The sequence below is a fragment of the Marinobacter sp. MA genome, assembly GCF_048298425.1.
In the GTDB taxonomy this organism is placed as follows: Bacteria; Pseudomonadota; Gammaproteobacteria; order Pseudomonadales; family Oleiphilaceae; genus Marinobacter; species Marinobacter salsuginis.
This window is the reverse complement of record NZ_CP103058.1, coordinates 3,717,492-3,734,647: the sequence shown is the minus strand read 5'-3', so window position 1 is coordinate 3,734,647 and position 17,156 is coordinate 3,717,492. Positions and strand designations below refer to the sequence as shown.

General features: G+C 59.2%; 23 protein-coding genes and 1 other RNA gene. 8 read left to right on the top strand and 16 right to left on the bottom strand.

Annotation, left to right across the window (positions count from 1 at the left end; genetic code table 11):
* The first annotated feature begins 235 nt into the window (after positions 1 to 235).
* Entirely contained in the window at positions 236 to 397 is a 162-nt protein-coding gene (locus NUW46_RS17345) for a hypothetical protein (protein ID WP_008170953.1), read from the top strand.
* Here the strand turns inward: NUW46_RS17345 and NUW46_RS17340 are convergent.
* The 6 genes from NUW46_RS17340 to NUW46_RS17315 all read right to left on the bottom strand — a co-directional run bounded on the left by NUW46_RS17340 (position 379) and on the right by NUW46_RS17315 (position 3,856).
* Positions 379 to 1,014, bottom strand: a complete 636-nt coding sequence (locus tag NUW46_RS17340; protein WP_418140791.1) for a 5-formyltetrahydrofolate cyclo-ligase — start codon at positions 1,012 to 1,014, stop codon at positions 379 to 381. The genes NUW46_RS17345 and NUW46_RS17340 overlap by 19 nt on opposite strands.
* 4 nt (positions 1,015 to 1,018) lie before the next feature.
* Positions 1,019 to 1,200: non-coding RNA, 6S RNA (ssrS, locus tag NUW46_RS17335), on the bottom strand.
* 62 nt (positions 1,201 to 1,262) lie between these two features.
* Positions 1,263 to 1,559, bottom strand: coding sequence for a cell division protein ZapA (locus NUW46_RS17330; RefSeq protein WP_069182006.1), 297 nt, complete (start codon positions 1,557 to 1,559; stop codon positions 1,263 to 1,265).
* Positions 1,559 to 1,765 (bottom strand): TIGR02449 family protein, encoded by a 207-nt coding sequence (locus NUW46_RS17325; protein WP_008170964.1) that lies wholly within the window; start codon positions 1,763 to 1,765, stop codon positions 1,559 to 1,561. Before NUW46_RS17325 ends, NUW46_RS17330 begins: the two co-directional genes overlap by 1 nt.
* A gap of 103 nt (positions 1,766 to 1,868) precedes the next feature.
* Positions 1,869 to 3,143 (bottom strand): ABC transporter permease, encoded by a 1,275-nt coding sequence (locus NUW46_RS17320; RefSeq protein ID WP_418140790.1) that lies wholly within the window; start codon positions 3,141 to 3,143, stop codon positions 1,869 to 1,871.
* On the bottom strand, positions 3,140 to 3,856 hold the full coding sequence (locus NUW46_RS17315; protein ID WP_069182004.1) for an ABC transporter ATP-binding protein: 717 nt from the start codon (positions 3,854 to 3,856) through the stop codon (positions 3,140 to 3,142). The genes NUW46_RS17320 and NUW46_RS17315 overlap by 4 nt, the downstream gene beginning before the upstream one ends.
* Before the next feature lie 67 nt (positions 3,857 to 3,923).
* On the opposite strand from NUW46_RS17315, the gene NUW46_RS17310 reads away from it, so the two are divergent.
* Positions 3,924 to 4,445 carry a DUF3299 domain-containing protein gene (locus NUW46_RS17310; RefSeq protein WP_136629832.1) on the top strand — a complete coding sequence of 174 codons (522 nt, stop codon included), beginning with the start codon at positions 3,924 to 3,926 and terminating at the stop codon, positions 4,443 to 4,445.
* Between the two features lie 25 nt (positions 4,446 to 4,470).
* Here NUW46_RS17310 and NUW46_RS17305 read toward each other — a convergent pair whose 3' ends face one another.
* The gene (locus NUW46_RS17305) at positions 4,471 to 5,070 is read right to left on the bottom strand and encodes a ZrgA family zinc uptake protein (protein WP_418140789.1); all 600 of its coding nucleotides are present in this window, start codon (positions 5,068 to 5,070) and stop codon (positions 4,471 to 4,473) included.
* A 136-nt stretch (positions 5,071 to 5,206) separates the two neighbouring features.
* On the opposite strand from NUW46_RS17305, the gene NUW46_RS17300 reads away from it, so the two are divergent.
* The 5 genes from NUW46_RS17300 to NUW46_RS17280 are packed head-to-tail and all read left to right on the top strand — an operon-like array spanning position 5,207 to position 10,610.
* Positions 5,207 to 5,806 carry a UPF0149 family protein gene (locus NUW46_RS17300; RefSeq protein ID WP_069182002.1) on the top strand — a complete coding sequence of 200 codons (600 nt, stop codon included), beginning with the start codon at positions 5,207 to 5,209 and terminating at the stop codon, positions 5,804 to 5,806.
* Positions 5,807 to 5,832: 26 nt separating this feature from the next.
* The gene (gene pepP / locus NUW46_RS17295) at positions 5,833 to 7,152 is read left to right on the top strand and encodes a Xaa-Pro aminopeptidase (protein WP_418140788.1); all 1,320 of its coding nucleotides are present in this window, start codon (positions 5,833 to 5,835) and stop codon (positions 7,150 to 7,152) included.
* Positions 7,153 to 7,158: 6 nt separating this feature from the next.
* Complete coding sequence (gene ubiH, locus NUW46_RS17290) at positions 7,159 to 8,442, top strand: 2-octaprenyl-6-methoxyphenyl hydroxylase (protein ID WP_418140787.1); 1,284 nt, start codon at positions 7,159 to 7,161, stop codon at positions 8,440 to 8,442.
* A complete protein-coding gene (locus NUW46_RS17285; protein ID WP_418140786.1) occupies positions 8,435 to 9,658 on the top strand; it encodes a UbiH/UbiF/VisC/COQ6 family ubiquinone biosynthesis hydroxylase in 1,224 nt (407 codons plus the stop codon). Before ubiH ends, NUW46_RS17285 begins: the two co-directional genes overlap by 8 nt.
* Before the next feature lie 19 nt (positions 9,659 to 9,677).
* Positions 9,678 to 10,610, top strand: a complete 933-nt coding sequence (locus tag NUW46_RS17280; protein WP_418140785.1) for a DUF808 domain-containing protein — start codon at positions 9,678 to 9,680, stop codon at positions 10,608 to 10,610.
* Here NUW46_RS17280 and NUW46_RS17275 read toward each other — a convergent pair.
* From NUW46_RS17275 to ubiE, 9 genes are all read right to left on the bottom strand, one after another.
* A complete protein-coding gene (locus NUW46_RS17275; protein ID WP_418140784.1) occupies positions 10,582 to 11,301 on the bottom strand; it encodes a 16S rRNA (uracil(1498)-N(3))-methyltransferase in 720 nt (239 codons plus the stop codon). The two genes, NUW46_RS17280 and NUW46_RS17275, sit on opposite strands and share 29 nt — an antisense overlap.
* A complete protein-coding gene (gene tatC / locus NUW46_RS17270; RefSeq protein WP_418140783.1) occupies positions 11,298 to 12,083 on the bottom strand; it encodes a twin-arginine translocase subunit TatC in 786 nt (261 codons plus the stop codon). The genes NUW46_RS17275 and tatC overlap by 4 nt, the downstream gene beginning before the upstream one ends.
* Positions 12,080 to 12,553 carry a Sec-independent protein translocase protein TatB gene (tatB, locus tag NUW46_RS17265; RefSeq protein ID WP_069181995.1) on the bottom strand — a complete coding sequence of 158 codons (474 nt, stop codon included), beginning with the start codon at positions 12,551 to 12,553 and terminating at the stop codon, positions 12,080 to 12,082. The genes tatC and tatB overlap by 4 nt, the downstream gene beginning before the upstream one ends.
* Before the next feature lie 11 nt (positions 12,554 to 12,564).
* On the bottom strand, positions 12,565 to 12,804 hold the full coding sequence (gene tatA / locus NUW46_RS17260) for a Sec-independent protein translocase subunit TatA (protein WP_069181994.1): 240 nt from the start codon (positions 12,802 to 12,804) through the stop codon (positions 12,565 to 12,567).
* Positions 12,805 to 12,892: 88 nt separating this feature from the next.
* A complete protein-coding gene (locus NUW46_RS17255) occupies positions 12,893 to 13,222 on the bottom strand; it encodes a phosphoribosyl-ATP diphosphatase (RefSeq protein ID WP_069181993.1) in 330 nt (109 codons plus the stop codon).
* 12 nt (positions 13,223 to 13,234) lie between these two features.
* A complete protein-coding gene (gene hisI / locus NUW46_RS17250; RefSeq protein ID WP_069181992.1) occupies positions 13,235 to 13,651 on the bottom strand; it encodes a phosphoribosyl-AMP cyclohydrolase in 417 nt (138 codons plus the stop codon).
* A 27-nt stretch (positions 13,652 to 13,678) separates the two neighbouring features.
* On the bottom strand, positions 13,679 to 15,322 hold the full coding sequence (gene ubiB, locus NUW46_RS17245; RefSeq protein WP_069181991.1) for a ubiquinone biosynthesis regulatory protein kinase UbiB: 1,644 nt from the start codon (positions 15,320 to 15,322) through the stop codon (positions 13,679 to 13,681).
* Positions 15,319 to 15,960, bottom strand: a complete 642-nt coding sequence (locus NUW46_RS17240; RefSeq protein WP_069181990.1) for a ubiquinone biosynthesis accessory factor UbiJ — start codon at positions 15,958 to 15,960, stop codon at positions 15,319 to 15,321. The genes ubiB and NUW46_RS17240 overlap by 4 nt, the downstream gene beginning before the upstream one ends.
* A complete protein-coding gene (gene ubiE / locus NUW46_RS17235) occupies positions 15,960 to 16,751 on the bottom strand; it encodes a bifunctional demethylmenaquinone methyltransferase/2-methoxy-6-polyprenyl-1,4-benzoquinol methylase UbiE (RefSeq protein WP_069181989.1) in 792 nt (263 codons plus the stop codon). Before ubiE ends, NUW46_RS17240 begins: the two co-directional genes overlap by 1 nt.
* A 125-nt stretch (positions 16,752 to 16,876) precedes the next feature.
* Between ubiE and NUW46_RS17230 the strand changes: the two genes are divergently transcribed.
* Positions 16,877 to 17,155, top strand: a complete 279-nt coding sequence (locus NUW46_RS17230; protein WP_069181988.1) for a polyhydroxyalkanoic acid system family protein — start codon at positions 16,877 to 16,879, stop codon at positions 17,153 to 17,155.
* Position 17,156: the final 1 nt, after the last annotated feature.

Sequence of the window (17,156 nt, the reverse complement as noted above, 5' to 3'; positions counted from 1 at the left end):
AAAACTGTGCGGAGCCATGGATGGCGGAGCCAAGCGTACATGGAGGTATTTACAGCGTGTTTTGGAAAGCTCCACCAGACCCTGGCCGGTCGCCGCACACAAAGCTTACTGAATTTTAATCTGTCAAAAATTGTAAAAGCGCAGATAGGTGTTAGTCTTTCTTCTGATTCTTGAAGTCAAGAATAGTTGACTGATTTCCCGACACTTTTAAAGCGCATTTTGAGGAACTGAAGCCATGGGCGGCAAGCCTGACATCATCAAAGCCATTGTGCTGATTTTTGCCATCGGCCTTGTGATTACTGGTTTCACATCCATCCACGCCTCTGAAGACAAAGACGCAAGAGCGGCCAATCTGGTCGGCTCCGTTCAGGTCATGAATCAGCCGCTGAACCGGTAACGTCGCTTATCGGTCACCACGCTGTGAAGGGGCACATCCCAGGGCTCTATTGGCAGCTTCTTAACCTTCTGGAAATCATGGGCGAGGCCAATCAGCTTCGGCGCCAGCCTTGGTCGTATCCGGCTGAAGGCGAACGTCCTGTCATAGAAGCCCCCACCCATTCCCAGTCTTCCGCCCTGTTCGTCAAATCCCACTAACGGAAACAGCACGGCATCCAATGCCCAGGCCGGGCGTCGCAGGCCTTTGCTGAACGCCGGCTCGGGTATGCCAAACCGGTTCGCAGTGAGCTCCACGCCGTGGTAATAGGGGCTGAAAACCAGCCTGCCTTCATGGATCGGATGCAGTACCGGGAGGTAGAAACGGATGCCTTTGCGGCGGGCAATATCCAGGTAGACGTGGGGATCAATCTCGCCGTCATTGGGCAGGTAAATGGCAATATGGCGGGCGCGGTGAAGGTCCGGATTCCTCAGCAGGTTGAGTGCGAGATACTCGGCGGCCTGCTGCTGTTGCTCGAAGCTCAGCGCACGGCGATGATGTCGCAGGTGCTTGCGAAGTTCACTGCGTGAGAAGGTGTCAGGATGGGTCTGGAACGGTTGAGGCTCGATAAACTGGCTCAAAATAAAGCTTCCCGGGCTGCCGTTATCGGATGTGGCCCTTGAACCCAGAGTTCAAGGTCGGTGGCCGCTGTGACATATTAGGCTTTCCCCTGTCGGGGACGTGCTCACAATGCCCTGAAGTAGCCACCTGGGTAGTGCGCATCGGCTCGAGGACGTATCCGACTATCCCGAACAGCCCAGGAAGTTGATTCCATTATACGGGCAGTGGCGGGGCCGATTGCAACACCTGTCTCCGATTCTCTGCCGATTCAACGGCCCGAGCCGTCACCCAGGGCACCGTCGAGTTTACTGTCCATGGCACGCAGCAGCGTGCTGGTGGCGTCCGACATGGTGTCCCGCTCGAGCAGTTCGTGGGTAATGTTCAGAGCTGCCATAACGGCAATGCGCTCGGTGCCGAACACCTTGCCGCTGGCACGGATTTCGCGCATTTTGCTGTCCAGGTGGCGGGCAGCCCGCAGCAGTGCTTCCTGCTCTTCTTCCGGGCACGCGACCAGGTATTCCTTGTCGAGGATCTTCACCTCAACCGTGGTGGATTGCTGTGCCATCAGTGATGCTCCAGGGCCCGAAGGCGGCTGATCATAGCTTCGATCTTGTGCTTTGCGTGATCGTTCTTCTGCACCAGCTGGGCCCGTTCCCGGTTCCAGTCATCTTGCAGCTCCCGCAATGTGGCGTTGTCCCGCTCAAGTTTCTGACAGCGCTCAATCAGCCTGTCCAGCTTGTCCGCTAATGCCTGTACTTCGGACTGTTCCATGACGTGCCCAGCAGTGGTTTGAGGTAATTGCAACTAACTATAAGTGTGGACGCTAAGTCGGTCAATTTACAGGCTTGTCATTGCGTTCCCTGCGTGATGCGCATCACTGATCCGCGGGTTCGCCAAAGCCCAGCCGTCGGCTCTGGCGCCAGGTGCTGAAGGCCGGTATCAGCCCCACGATGAAGGCTGCGATTGGCACCGAGACAAGCAATGCCCATTCCTCGGAAGTCAGCGGACGCAGCGCGATCTGCAGGCCATAGTTGGCCAGCAGCCATGGGCTTGCCAGTGAGACGCCTGCCATGCCAATGGCAAGGGCCAGCACGCAGGCCGCGACAGCAAGGGCGACACATTCAATGATATATAGCGAGGCGATCAGCGCTGGAGAGGCACCGGTAGCTCTGAGTACGGCAATTTCGTGGGCCCGTTGCGCCTGTATGGTTAACAGAACAGCGATGAGTCCAATCAGGCTGGTAATCACGACGAATACGGTGATGCCCAGCAACGCCCGCTCGAACTGGCCCATCAGCCGCCAGAGCTCGCTCAGCGCAACGCCAGGTAGTATGGCTGACAGCGGCTCACCGGCGAACTGGTTGATTTCCCGTTGTATCCGGAAGGTCAGCACCTGTCTTTCGATGCCGATAAACGCGGCGGTAATGGCATCGGGGGTGAAATCACGGCCTTCCGCCTGCTCCCGGGTAATTGTCCGGCCCGGAATGGCGACCCCGGATTCCCAGCCCACGTGCATGGCATCGATGCCATCCAGACCAATGTAAACCGCCTGGTCCACCGGCGTGCCGGTGGGCGCCAGTATGCCGGTAACCGTAAACGGCGTGTCTTCATGGTTGGAGAAGCTGGTTCTGCCGCCACCATGGGACAGTATGATTTCTTCGCCCACCTGATGAGCCAGCGACCGTGCTACGCCTGCGCCCAACACAACATCAAAGACCCCTTCAAACCACTGGCCCTCTGCCAGTTCAAGCGGCAGATCCCGGCCGTAACGGAAGTGCTTCAGAAAGTTCTCGTCGGTAGCGACCACTCGATTGCCGCGGTAGCTGTCTCCCAGGGAAATCGGAATCAGCCACTCGAGGCGAGAATCATCCTTCAGGCTCTGGTAGGTAGACCAGCGAATGTTGTTGGTGGCATCGCCAATATGAAACACGGTGTACAGCAGCAGGTTTAGCTGACCGCTGCGGGCGCCGACGATCAGGTCGGTGCCACTGATGGTGCTGGTGAAAGACTGTTTGACTTCGGTACGTAGGTACTGGATGCCCAGTAGCAAGGAAACACTCAGGGTAAGCGTCAGGCACACCAGGGCCAGTACCTTTTTCCGGTGCCACAGGCTGGCCAGGGCCAGTGTCAAAGCAAGGCGTGCTTTCATGTCCGGTTACCCCGTAGTTCCAGCTGATTACCGAAATGGCGGGCGAGGGACTGGTCGTGACTGACGAACAGCACGGAGGTGTTATGCCGGTGGGCAAGGTGCAGAAGCAGTTCCAGAAACCGGTCACGGTTGTCAGCATCCAGCGCTGAGGTGGGCTCGTCCGCGAGAATCAGACCCGGCGCGCCAATCAGTGCCCGGGCGGCTGCGATCCGCTGTTGCTGGCCAATGCTCAGCCTGGTGACTTTTCGCTGCCAGTGATCTTCGGGGATCGACAGGGCGGCAAGCAATCTCTCAGCTTCCTCTGCGACCGTCGGTTCGGTGTGCTGTTTGCGCAGTTCAGACAATCCGCAGGGTAAGGTGACGTTGGCTCGGGTCGTCAGGTAAGGCACCAGATTGAACTGCTGGAAGATAACACCCAGATGGTCGGCGCGGAATTGGTCCCGGGCGCCGGCGCCGAGCCGGTGAATGTCGGTATCCAGTATCCGCACTGAGCCGGCGTGGGGCCGAAGCATGCCCGCCAGGAGACTCAGGAGTGTGCTTTTGCCGCTGCCGCTGGGGCCGTGTAGAAACAGGTGCTCGCCGCGCTTGAGGTTGATATCCGGAAAACTGAGGGGTGCCTGTGCCGGGTCCCAGGAAAACACAAGCCCGCTGACGTCAATCGCGGTTGACGTACTTCGGGAACTGTTGCTGGTTGAGTCTGTCTTGCTGGTCATGTTGGTTGCTGTCTGCCCGGTGTATGATGGCGGTTTCCCAGTTTCCGTATCAGGAGTTTGTGGTCCAATGATGTTTGCCCCGGCGCGTTCGCGCTTTGCGCTGCCCTCTATCACTGCGCTTGTCCTGGCGCTCTTGCTCCCGGCAGCCAGTCAGGCCGAAACCAGGGAAATCGACTGGCTCGAGCTGATGCCTGCCGAGGACCTGGCGCTGCTGGAGAATATGCCAGAGATTGAACACGAGGGCGATGGCCCGCCGCTGCTGCCGGACGAGATCATGACCGGCCGGGTTGTGCCGGAAATGGGCGACGTGGAGGGGCGCATCCCCGGCTTCGTGGTGCCCCTGAAAACAACCGAGGACATGCGCATCCTGGAGTTCTTCCTGGTGCCTTACTACGGCGCCTGTATTCATGTGCCGCCACCACCGCCGAACCAGATCATTCACGTGAAGTACAAGGAAGGTTTCACCCTTGAGGCCCTGTACGATCCGGTCTGGATCGAAGGCAAGCTGGTGATAGACCGCACCGAAAATGACATTGGCACCTCGTCCTATTCGATGGTTGCAACGAATGTTGAGCCCTATACGGAGTAGGGCTCGCAAAACTCTGTCCTCTGCCTTATTGGCCCTTCAGGCTGAAACTGCTTTCTGGCTGTTCGAGGCGCGTTGATCCCTGACCTCCTGACCACACCCACTGGACACCGAGATCTTCAATCTCGGGAAAGCGCTCGGTGAGGGGAATCAGCAGCGCTTCTGCGGATGCCAGTCCGGTGCAATTCAGAACCTGGGTCACTTCGAAATCCGAGTGGCCGTATCCTTCCGAATGCTCGTGTTCGTTATGCTCGTGGTGGTCGTGTCCATTACTGTTATGGCCATGGTCGTGTTGGTCGCCAGACCCATCACCAGCCTCATGATAAACCTCAGCGCTCGCCACCTTGCAGCTGGCATCTGGCGTGTTGATCAGCGGTGTGCGCTCGAGCCATTCTTCGGTTTCCTTGACCAGGGCTTTCTGGTCGTCTGTCTGGGCGCGGTGTTCGAATCCGAGCAGGTTGTAGGCGGGCGACGTGAAAATCAGATCGATCTGATTGCCATCCAGTGCTACCTGCAGTTCGGCATGACCATGTTGGTGAGCTCCCGGATTGTCGCTGGCATTCGCGCTAAGGGCCATCAAAGCACTGCTGGTAGCCAGAAATACGGCGTTGAGTTTTGATCGCTTCATGGCAGGAAGTTCCACGTTAAGTGATATGTTATAACATATTGTTCTCTCGCCGGTTAAAAATCAACAGGCAGTGCCTTGAGGGCGCCTGAATGCTAAAGTAGGCGTCTAATCCACCAACACAGGATTCGCCTGTTTCATGTCAGAAACCGACACTTCCGGTGCTGCCCGCGCCGCAGAATTCGAGCGCTGGGCCAACGTTTTTACCGCTCACAAGGCATTCAGCCACCCATCCGAATTGCACGGTGCGCTTTGTGGTCGCCTGGCGGCCGGATCCCGTATCAATGAGCCGGAGTGGCTGGCCATGGTATGTGAGCACATGGGCCTGGCTGAAGACGCAGTCGAGGAGTCTGACGATCTCGCTCCGTTCATGAACAGGGCCTACGAGCAGACCCTGGAGCTCTTGAAATCAGCAGACATGAGTTTCCATCCTTTGTTACCGGATGACGACTACGCCATTGAGCAGCGCCTTGAGGCCCTGGTTTCCTGGGTGCGTGGGTTTCTCGAAGGCATGGCATTGTCAGCGGGTGAATCGCTGGGCCAGGCACCGGATGAGATCCGGGAGCTGATCGAGGATATGGTCGCCATCAGTCAGTTGTCCGATGAGGAAGAAGCGGACGACGAAAGCGAGCAGCAGTTGCTGGAGATTACCGAGTACATCCGGCTGGGGGCGCTTGCCGTCTTTACCGAATTCAACGCCCCCGAACCGCCGAAGTCTGATTCGCCGACCCTGCACTGAGCAGGGTCCTGATTGCAGGAGAGACTATGAACTCCATGATCCCCGTGAAGGAGTTTGCCGAGCGCCGTCGAAAGCTGATGGAGCGCATGGCGCCAGACAGCATTGCGATTATTCCGGCCGCCCCGGAGCGCGTTCGCAATCGCGATGTGCTGCACCCGTTCCGCCAGGACAGTGATTTTCATTACCTGTCCGGTTTTGGCGAGCCGGAGGCCGTGCTGGCCCTGATCCCCGGCCGTGAACACGGGGAATCGGTTCTGTTCTGCAAAGAGCGTGATCCTCAGAAGGAACTCTGGGACGGTTTCCTGGTGGGCCCGGAAGGCGCCATTGAACGCTACGGCCTGGACGATGCGTTCCCGATCGCCGACATCGACGACATACTCCCGGGCATGATCGAGGGGCGCAGCCGGGTCTATTATCCCCTGGGCAAGGACGATCATTTTGACGCCCGGGTGATGGACTGGGTAAAGATGATTCGCAGCAAGGTTCGCAGCGGCGCCCATCCGCCCGGCGAATTCGTGGCCCTGGAGCACCTGCTTCATGACCTGCGGCTCTACAAGAGCGCCAACGAGATCAAGATTATGGCCAAGGCGGGCCAGATCAGCGCCGAAGCCCACTGCCGCGCCATGAAGCGGGCCCGCAAGGGTGGCTTCGAGTACAACCTCGAGGCCGAGCTTATCCACACGTTTATGGAGCACGGCGCCCGGTCAACGGCCTACCCGTCGATTGTGGGCGGAGGCGCCAATGGCTGCATCCTGCATTACATCGAGAACAGCGCACCGCTGAAAGACGGCGATCTGGTGCTGATTGATGCCGGCTGTGAATACCAGTGCTACGCCTCCGACATTACCCGCACTTTCCCGGTCAGCGGAAAGTTCAGCAACGAGCAGCGGGCGTTGTATGAGGTGGTGTTGGCGGCCCAGTATCGGGCCATTGAGGCTGTGTCGCCGGAAAACCACTGGAACCGGCCCCATGAAGCGGCACTGGAAGTGCTGACCCAGGGCCTGATCGATCTCGGGTTGTTGTCTGGCACCCTCGAAGACGCCATTGCCAATGAAGCCTACAAACCCTTCTTCATGCACCGCACCGGCCACTGGTTGGGCCTGGATGTGCATGATGTCGGCGATTACAAGGTCGGTGATGCCTGGCGCCAGCTGGAGCCGGGCATGGTCCTGACGGTTGAACCCGGGCTGTATATTGCGCCGGATAACACCGATGTGGATGAGAAGTGGCGTGGCATTGGTATTCGTATCGAAGACGACGTTGTGGTGACCAAAGACGGCTGTCGGGTCCTGACCGAAGCGGTGCCGAAAACCATTGCCGAAATCGAAGCCCTGATGGCGGACTGACACCCTGTGACCAAGCCCGATACCGATCTGATCATTGCCGGTGGTGGCCTTGCCGGAGCAACCCTCGCCCTGGCGCTGGCCCGGATGGTGCCGTCGCTGCACGTGACCGTAGTCGAGGCCTTTCCGCTATCTCCCGATGCCCTGCCGGACGGTTACCAGCCCAGCTACGACGCACGTTCCACTGCTCTGGCGTGGGGCTCCCGGCTGATTTTTGAAGAGCTTGGGCTGTGGCATCGTCTCGCCGAGCATGCCACGCCCATTGAGCATATCCATGTGTCGGATCGGGGGCATTTCGGCGCCACCCGGTTGCATGCCGCCGAGCATGGTCAGCAGGCCCTTGGTTATGTAGCTGACAACCGCTGGATGGGGTTGTGCCTGATGCGTGAGTTGCTGGAGACCAACGTCCAGTGGCGCGCGCCGGCAGAGGTGACTGATATGACGCCCATTCCCGGCGGCGTTCGGGTCCGGCTGTCGGAGGATGGCGAAGATGCCCCGGAACTGACGGCTCGCTGCCTGGTGGTGGCGGATGGCGGTCGCTCCGGACTGCGTGAGAAGCTTGGCTTCAGGCCGGATCGTCACAGCTATGGCCAGAATGCCCTGATCGCCAATGTCTCCACAAGTGACAGCCACGGTTTCACTGCCTTTGAACGATTCACCGATGCCGGCCCCATGGCGCTTTTGCCCCATGGTTCTCCCACGCGTGCAGGGCACCAGTCGGCACTGGTCTGGACCTTATCCGATGAAGCCCTGCAGGAGGTTCTCGAGCTTCCCGACCAGGAGAAATGTCGCTGGCTCCAGGACCGGTTTGGCTGGCGTCTTGGCCGGTTTACCCGCATCGGTACCTGTCACCATTATCCGCTGACCCTGACCACGGTGGACGAGCCGGTGCGGCCCGGGGTTGCACTGGTGGGCAATGCCGCCCACGCCCTGCATCCGGTCGCAGGCCAGGGATTCAATCTGGCCCTGCGAGGGCTGATGACTCTGGTGGAGCAGTTCCGGTTGGCGGAAGAGCAGGGCAGGTCCATCGGGGATCTCGAGGTCCTCAAACGCTACCAGGCTCTGCATCGCCAGGATTGGCAACAGACGGTACGCTTCTCGGATTCTCTTGTACGCCTGTTCGGACACTCCATGTTGCCGGTAACTGCTGCCCGCGATGCCGGTCTGGTGGGTCTTGATCTGTTGCCCGGGGCCAAGCGCTGGTTTGCGCGCAAGGCGATGGGCCTGGGAGGGCGCCGGGCGGTGATTGACCGGCCTGGAAATCTGGGCCGGGAGGCGCCTGGCCATGAGTGAAGTGAAAACCTTCGATATTCTGGTGGCCGGCGGTGGCATGATCGGATCCGCCCTGGCTCTCGGGCTTTCGCGGCAGGGCTGGCAGGTGGCGCTGGTGGAGGGCTCCGATCACGAAACCCTGGTCAGGGCACCGGAGCCTGCCGCCACCGTTGTCGATTTCGAGCCTCGGGTCAGTGCCATTTCGGTGGCGAGCCAACGCTTGCTGGAGCAGCTCGGAGTCTGGTCCGAGGTGACCGCCGGTCGACACTGTCCTTATCAGACCATGACAGTCTGGGATGGTGATGGTACTGGGCGAATACAGTTTGAAGCTGCCGAGCTTCAGGCACGGGCCCTTGGGACGATCTTCGAAAACCGCAGTATTGTGCGGGCATTGTTCGGCGCCCTGGAGCAAAGCCCGGTTGAGCTGATCGAGGGCGCAAGGATTACCGGCTGCAGGCGGTCCTCAGGGAGTTACGCCCTTGAGCTGGAGGATGGCCAATCCCTGTCGGCCGGATTGGTCGTGGGGTGTGACGGTGCCAATTCCCGTTTGCGTCAGTGGGTAGGTTTGCCAACCCGCGAATGGGACTACGACCAACAGGCCATCGTGTGCACGGTGCAAACCAGTCAGAGCCATCGCTTTACCGCCTGGCAACGGTTTTCAATGACTGGGCCGCTGGCGTTCCTGCCTTTGCTGCCCGAATCGGGCAGTGAGCATTTCTGCTCCATTGTCTGGTCCCAGGATACCGACGAAGCCAGGCGCCTGATGGCACTGGGGGACACAGAATTTGCGGCCGAGCTTGAGCAGGCGATCGAGCGCGAGCTTGGATCGGTTCAGGCAGTCTCCAAAAGGTTTGCTTTTCCGCTTCGCCAGCGCCACGCGAAAGACTACATTGCGCCCGGTTTCGCACTGGTCGGCGACGCAGCCCATACCATTCACCCGCTGGCGGGGCAGGGTGCCAATCTGGGTTTCGGCGATGTACGCACTCTGTTGGACGAGCTTTCGCGGGCAAGGAAGGCAGGCCTGGGGCCAGCGGATGAACTGGTTCTGGCGCGCTATCAGCGCCGGAGGAAAGGTGAAAACCTGACCATGATGGCGGCCATGGAGGGGTTCAAGCAGCTGTTTGGTCGTGATGAGTTGCCGGTGCGCTGGCTGCGCAACACCGGTTTGCGCTGGCTCAATCAGCTGGGCCCGGTGAAAAACCGCATTGCGGCCGAGGCCATGGGGCTTAACGGTTGAACAGAAAAGGAATTTTGTAATGGCAGGAAGCAGTCTTCTGGTTCTGATCGACGACATCGCCACGGTGCTGGACGATGTCGCCCTGATGACCAAAACCGCCACCAAGAAGACGGCGGGTGTTCTGGGTGACGATCTGGCACTCAATGCCCAACAGGTAACTGGCGTGAAACCTGCGCGGGAGTTACCCGTGGTCTGGGCTGTAGCCAGGGGGTCGATGATCAACAAGGCCATCCTGGTGCCGGCGGCCCTTGCGATCAGTTTTTTCATGCCCTGGCTGGTCACGCCGTTGTTGATGCTTGGCGGTGCCTTCCTGTGTTTCGAGGGTTTCGAGAAACTGGTCCACAAGTTTCTGCATCGGGAGGAAGATCAGAAGCGCAAAGGGCAGCTGCGTGAAGCCCTGAAGAATCCGGAAACCGACCTTCGGGCGATCGAGAAAGACAAGATCAAGGGCGCCATCCGTACCGATTTCATTCTGTCTGCGGAGATTATTGCCATCACGCTGGGCACCGTAACAACCCAGACGATCGGCATGCAGTTCATGGTGCTGGCGGTGGTTGCCATCATGATCACAGTCTTTGTGTACGGCCTGGTGGCAGGGATCGTCAAGCTGGACGACGGCGGTCTCTACCTCAGTCAGCAGGACAACCCCGTGCTCCAGAAGCTGGGCGCAAGCATTCTATGGCTGGCCCCCTATCTGATGAAGGCGCTCTCCATTCTCGGCACCCTGGCGATGTTCCTGGTGGGTGGTGGCATTCTCACCCACGGGTTCACGCCGGTCTACGACGCCATTCATCACTTTGCCGAGGGATTCAGTGGTGTGGTTGGTGCTCTCGTGCCGACGATAGCCAACGGCCTGTTCGGGGTGTTGGCCGGGGCGTTACTGGTGGCCATGATTACGCCACTGGCCCGGTGGTGGCAGGCTGCTAGAGACAGGCGTCGAACAGCCGGCTAACCAGCACTGGTACCGCAGTTTCCACCCTCAGGATGCGGGGGCCGAGGTGGACACCCTGGCAACCGGCGTCTTCGAGTTTGCCTACTTCGTAATCTGTAAAACCACCCTCGGGGCCAATGCAGAGTACCGTCGGCTGATTAAGATGCGTCGGGCAGGGTGTGCTCGTGCCGGGGTGTGCTACCAGGGCTTTTCTGCCTGCCACCAGCGACGGAAGCTCGTCTTCCACAAAGGGTTTGAACAGCTTGCGGATCTGCACCCGGGGCATCAGGGTGTCTTTGGACTGCTCAAGCCCCAGGGTGAGGTTTTCCCGCACTTGCTGGTCTGACAGCCACGGTGTTTGCCAGAAGCTTTTTTCCACCTTGTAGCTGTTGATCAACCACAGGTCTTTCACGCCAAGTGCGGCGCAGGTCTGCAGTATCCGGCGGAACATCTTCGGTCGGGGCATCGCCAGAACCAGGGTGAGCGGCAGTGGTGCAGGGGGAGGCTGGTCCAGGGTTACCTGGAGTTCCGCCTCGGTATCGGTTAGTCGGACGACTACTCCGGTGCCTATTTGGCCGCCCTCGCGGCCCACCGGCACTGTATCGCCAGCAACGATTTTGATCACCGAGTGCAGGTGAGCCAGACGCCGGCCGCGTAATACGGCCCGGTCAGGCGCTATGAAATCCTCATCAAACAGTAACGCCAGATTCATTCGCCGGCAGGCTCATCGCTGTCCACGTCTGCCACTTCCCGTTTTGCCAGTCGCCCGAACAGGATGCCGACCTCGAACAGGATCCACATGGGAACAGCCAACAGCGTCTGGGAGATGATGTCAGGCGGGGTCAGCAGCATGCCGATGATAAAGCAGCCAACCACCACATAGGGGCGCTTGGCCGCCAAATCCGCTGGCGTGGTGGCCCCGGTGAGGATTAACAGCACGGTGGCGATCGGAATCTCGAAGGCCACACCGAAGGCGAAGAACATCTTGAGCACGAAATTGAGATAGCTGGTGATGTCCGGCAATTCGACGATGCCTTCCGGACCGATCGCGGTAAAGAAGCCGAACACCAGGGGGAATACAACAAAATAGGCGAATGCCGCGCCGGCATAGAACAGGATTACCGAGGTAAACAGCAGAGGAAAGGCCAGCCGCTTCTCGTGGGCATAGAGGCCCGGTGCAATAAAACTCCAGAGCTGGTAAAGAATGATCGGGATGGCGGCGAACACCGCCAGTACCAGCGCCAGCTTCAACGGCGCGAAGAAGGGCGAGGTCACATCCGTTGCGATCATGGTCTGGCCAACCGGCAACAGGGAGCGGATCGGTTCAGACAGGAACAGGTAGAGCTCGTTGGCAAACGGATAGATGGCAGCGAAGCACACCAGCACCGCTAAAACCATCTTCAGGAGGCGGTTGCGCAGTTCGAGCAGGTGCTCGATCAGAGGCATTTCCTGGTGTTCCGGAGGCATCTGGTTGCCGTCGGGTTTTGCATTCATGAACGGTTATCCGGCGGACTTTGCGGGGTTTCGTTTTTGGGTTGGTCGTTCCCGGCAGAGCCTGTATCCGGCGTCTGCGGAGCGTCGCTGGTACCAGCCTGCTCCCGGTCAGAAGACTCGGAGGGCTTTGGCTGGCCAGACACACGTCGTGTCGCCGGCGCGGGCCTTGGCTTCTGGGTTTCGTTATCGGGCAGGATCATGTGCTCGTACTTTTTAGCCTCGTCGAGGGCGCCACGCACGGTTTTCTGCACATCATCCAGACCAACATCGCCTGCCTTGCGAAGCTCTTCGCGGAGCTCATCGGCTTTCAATTGCCGGTCCAGTTCCGAGGTGAACTGGCTGACCATACGTCGCGCGCCACCCACCCAGCGGCCCGCAGCACGGGCAGCCGTGGGCAGGCGCTCGGGGCCGAGTACCAACAGCGCTATGACGCCGCAGATCAGCAGCTCAAGAAAGCCGATATCGAACATTCAGCCTGGTCTCAGCTGTGGGACTTGTCCCGGGGCTTGTCTTCGGCCGCGGCCTGTTGTTGCGGCTGCTCGTTTTCCTTGCCTTCCAGGGATTCCTGGTTCTCGGCCTTGGAGTCCTCATCGTTCATGGACTTCTTGAAGCCGCGGATGGCGCCACCCAGATCGCTGCCGATGTTGCGCAGTTTCTTGGTTCCAAACAACAGAATGACAATGCCGAGTACGATAAGTAATTGCCAGATGCTGATACCCATTACGGGGTCCTCGTTTTAATGTTTCTGTTCAATGACATTGTACGTTACCAGAACGGTTACGCGGAAACCCCTTTAGAGGTATTACCGCTCACTTTTCCCGTGACGCTTTTTCTTCCAGGCCTGACAGGTCGAACCGGCTGGCCAGCTCATCCAGGATGTCCTTCGGGCCAAGGCCCAGTCGGGACAACATCACCAAGCTGTGGAACCACAGGTCGGCTGTTTCATAAACCACATCCCGAGTTTCACCGGAGTGTTCTGCGTCCTTGGCGGCCAGCAGGGTTTCGGTGCACTCTTCCCCGACTTTCTCCAGAATCTTGTTCAGACCCTTGGCGTGGAGACTGGCTACATAGGAGGTTTCCGGGTCTGCCTCTTTCCTGGCCTCCAGAACCCGCGCCAGGTTTTCCAGTACATCGCTCACTGTCCGTGCTCCTCAGTTGCTGCCGTAAATAGTGCCGGGGTCCTTGATCACCGGGTCAACGCTGACCCACTGACCATCTTCCAGGGTCCGGTAGAAGCAGCTGCGCCTGCCAGTATGGCAAGCGATGCCGCCCTTTTGTTCCACCTTCAGCAGGATGACGTCCTCGTCGCAGTCCAGTCGAATGTCCCGAATGACCTGCTGGTGTCCTGAGGTTTCCCCCTTGCGCCAGAGCTTGCCTCGAGAGCGGGACCAGTAAATGGCCTGGCCTTCTTCGGCGGTCAGCCTGAGCGATTCCCGGTTCATCCAGGCCATCATCAGGATATCGCCGGTTTCGGCATCCTGGGCGATGGCTGGCACCAAGCCGTCCTCTGTCCAGCGAATGGCATCCAGCCAGTCAGGGGTCTCGACGTTATCCGAGCTATTTTGCATTTTTGTGAATCCTGAAATCTTTGTCGGTTATCGGCTGCCGCGGAGCATGAGTCCACCGGCAATTGCAAACAGGGCCCAGCTCCAGGTGGGCACGCTTTCAAGCCATTGCTGGCCCTCAGGCTGGGTGCCCAGAATGCCTCCGGCAACCAGAAGTACCGCCAGTGTAACCCGCCGCCAGCGCCGCTCGGTGCGAACCTGCTGCTCACGGAGCAACTCCAGTGTAGCCTGGTTCTGCGGCTCGGTGGGCCCGGCCTGCCGCAGCTGGAGGAGGGCGTCGTGCACCAGTTGCGGCATTTCTGGCGACTGTTCCAGCCAGGACGGAAGGTGGGACTGCAGCGACTTGATCAACCCCGACGGCCCAATCCGTTTGCGCATCCATGTTTCAAGGTACGGTTGTGCGGTACTCCACAAATCCAGATCCGGATAGAGCTGTCGACCCAGGCCCTCAACGTTCAACAGGGTTTTCTGCAGCAGAACAAGCTGGGGTTGCACCTCCATGTTGAATCGCCTCGCTGTCTGGAACAGGCGCAAAAGGAAGTGACCAAAGGAGATGTCCTTCAACGGCTTCTCGAAAATCGGTTCACAGACAGTACGAATGGCCGCTTCAAACTGGTTCACCGGGGTATCCGGTGGTACCCAGCCAGACTGGATATGCAACTGCGCAACCTGCCGGTAGTCACGACGGAAAAATGCCAGAAGGTTGCGGGCGAGATAGCTCTGGTCGTCCGGTGCCAGGGTGCCAACGATGCCGAAATCGATGGCGATATATCGAGGATCCGAGGGGTTGGAGGTATCCACGAAGATGTTGCCCGGGTGCATGTCGGCGTGAAAGAAGCTGTCCCGGAACACCTGGGTAAAGAAGATCTCCACGCCTTTTTCGGCCAGCACCTTCATATCGACGCCGGCGGCTTTCAGGGCGGCGGTATCGGCAATGGGGATGCCGTGAATCCGCTCCATCACCAGCACGGATTTGCGGGTGTAGTCCCAGTCGATAAACGGGATATAGATCAGGGAGGAGTTCTCGAAATTCCGGCGCAGCTGGCTTGCGTTGGCGGCTTCACGCTGCAGGTCCAGTTCGTCGTGAATGGTGGAATCGTAGTCGGCAACCACTTCCACCGGGTGCAGGCGTTTGCCCTCGGACCAGTATTTTTCCAGCAGGCCGGCCATAAGGTACATCAGGGCAAGGTCCTGGCGAATCACCCTTTCGATACCCGGGCGCAGTACCTTTACCACTACTTTCTGGCCGTTGGGCAGGGTGGCTGCATGCACCTGGGCAACCGAGGCGGAGGCCAGCGGGTCCGGGCTGAATTCGGCAAACAGGTCCGACACCGGGGCGCCCAGCGAGGTTTCGATAATGCCCCGGGCCTCATCGCTCGGAAACGGCGGCACACGGTCCTGAAGGTTTTTCAGGGATTCGGCCATGTCATCCGGCAACAGATCCCGTCGGGTCGAGAGTATCTGGCCGAACTTTACAAACACGGGGCCCAGCTCCTCGAGGGCCAGCCGCAGTCGATCACCCCTGTCCAGTTTGGGTTTGGGGAACAGATGCCATGGCGCAAGCAGGAAGAACACCTTCAGGGGCGCTGGCAGTTCCGCGATGGGCAGGAACGTGTCCAGCCGGTAGCGGCAAAATACCCAGGCAATTCGAAACAGGCGTTGCAGGCGGGTCACAGGTTCTCCGGTTCGTCAGTCTTGCCGCGGTTCTCAACCAGGTTCAGTCGGGCTTCCAGTCTTTCGGTGCGCAGATTCAGTTCGTCGATATCCTCGAACGTGGCTTCCAGTTCCCGTCGCCCGGGCAAGGCACGACTTTCTTCATGCACATATTCTTCGATGTTGGCATTCAGCGACTGAAAGGCCTGCCGGCTCCACCGGATGGCGCTGCGAATGCGTTTGCCCAGAAAGTGCGCGGGGACATCACCGATGTGCTGGGCCATGGCGGCTTCCCAGTCCGGCTCAAGCTGGTTCAGTGCGCGCTGCAGCTGGTGAGCCAGCGCTGTATCGCCCGTCACTTCCAGGCGGCCGTCGGCAAAGACCCGATCATCACCGGTGGCCAGTGCCGCAAAGGCGATGGGTTTGCCGGTGATCTCAAGAGCCGGTTGGTCCACAGGTTGGCTGCCCACCCGGATACGTTCTCCGGCCCTATCCAGCGTGTAGGTCAGGGGAACCGGATCGGTGACATTAAACTGCACCGGGCCCGCCAATGCTTCCATCAGGGCACGATGCCCCGCTGGATCCAGTTCCAGGGCCCGGTTCAGGGCACTTTCCAGGATCGCGGAGACAGCCGAAAGCAGGGTGGGGCCGGGAAACATCAGGGCTTGATTCCCACGTGCAGGGCAACAATGCCGCCGGTCATGTTGTAGTACTTGCAGTTCACCAGGCCGGCATCTTCCATCATGCCTTTCAGGGTGTCCTGGTCGGGATGCATGCGGATGGATTCGGCCAGGTACTTGTAGCTTTCGCTGTCGCCGGCGATCAGCTGACCCATCAGTGGCAGAGCGGAGAACGAGTAGGTGTCGTAGGCTTTGCTCAGCAACGGATTGGTGGGCTTGGAAAACTCCAGGATCATCAGCTTGCCACCGGGCTTGAGAACCCGGGTCATGTCACGCAGGGCCTGGTCCTTGTCGGTGACATTGCGCAGACCGAACGCGATGGAGACCGCATTGAAGTTGTTGTCCGGGAATGGCAGGTGCTCGGCATCCGCCTGTACGTACTCAATGTTGCCGGCGTAACCACGATCCGTCAGTCGGCTGCGGCCCACCTGGAGCATGGAAGCGTTAATGTCAGCCAGCACCACTTTGCCGGAGGGACCAACCAGGTCTGAAAACTTCATGGTGAGGTCGCCGGTGCCGCCGGCAATATCCAGTACCTGATGGCCGGGCCGTACCCCGGAAAGCTCAATGGTAAAGCGTTTCCAGAGCCGGTGGATCCCCATGGACATCAGGTCGTTCATGAGGTCGTATTTGCCCGCCACACTGTGGAATACCTCGGCCACCTGGCTCGCCTTCTGGCTTTTCGGTACATTGCGGAAGCCAAAGTGGGTGACGTCATCCTGGCCGTTATTGTTTGCGGCCTGGTTGGCTGGCGTTTGCTGCTCGCTCATGGGAGATGTCCTGTCAGAATCTGAACCCCGTATTCTAACCGCTGACGGGGTTGCTACAAGGGTGGCGGTGAGTTAAATAGCGCCCTAAACTGTAAATTCGTCCAAATCCGAGAGAAAACGTTTTCATGTCCGTCATTGATGTACACCGCCCGCATGCCCTGGATAAAGAACACGCCAGGGAGGCTGCCGAATCCCTGGCCAAAGACCTTTCCAGCCAGTTCGACGTGCATTACCAGTGGGAGGGCGATCACCTGAAATTCAAACGCAGTGGCGTCAAGGGGCACCTGAACATTACCCCGACGGATCTGCACATTCATCTGGAACTGGGCTTGATGTTGCGGCCCTTCAAATCCCGCATCGAGCAGGAAATCCACTCGCAGTTGGATCAGATCATCAAGGCCTGAT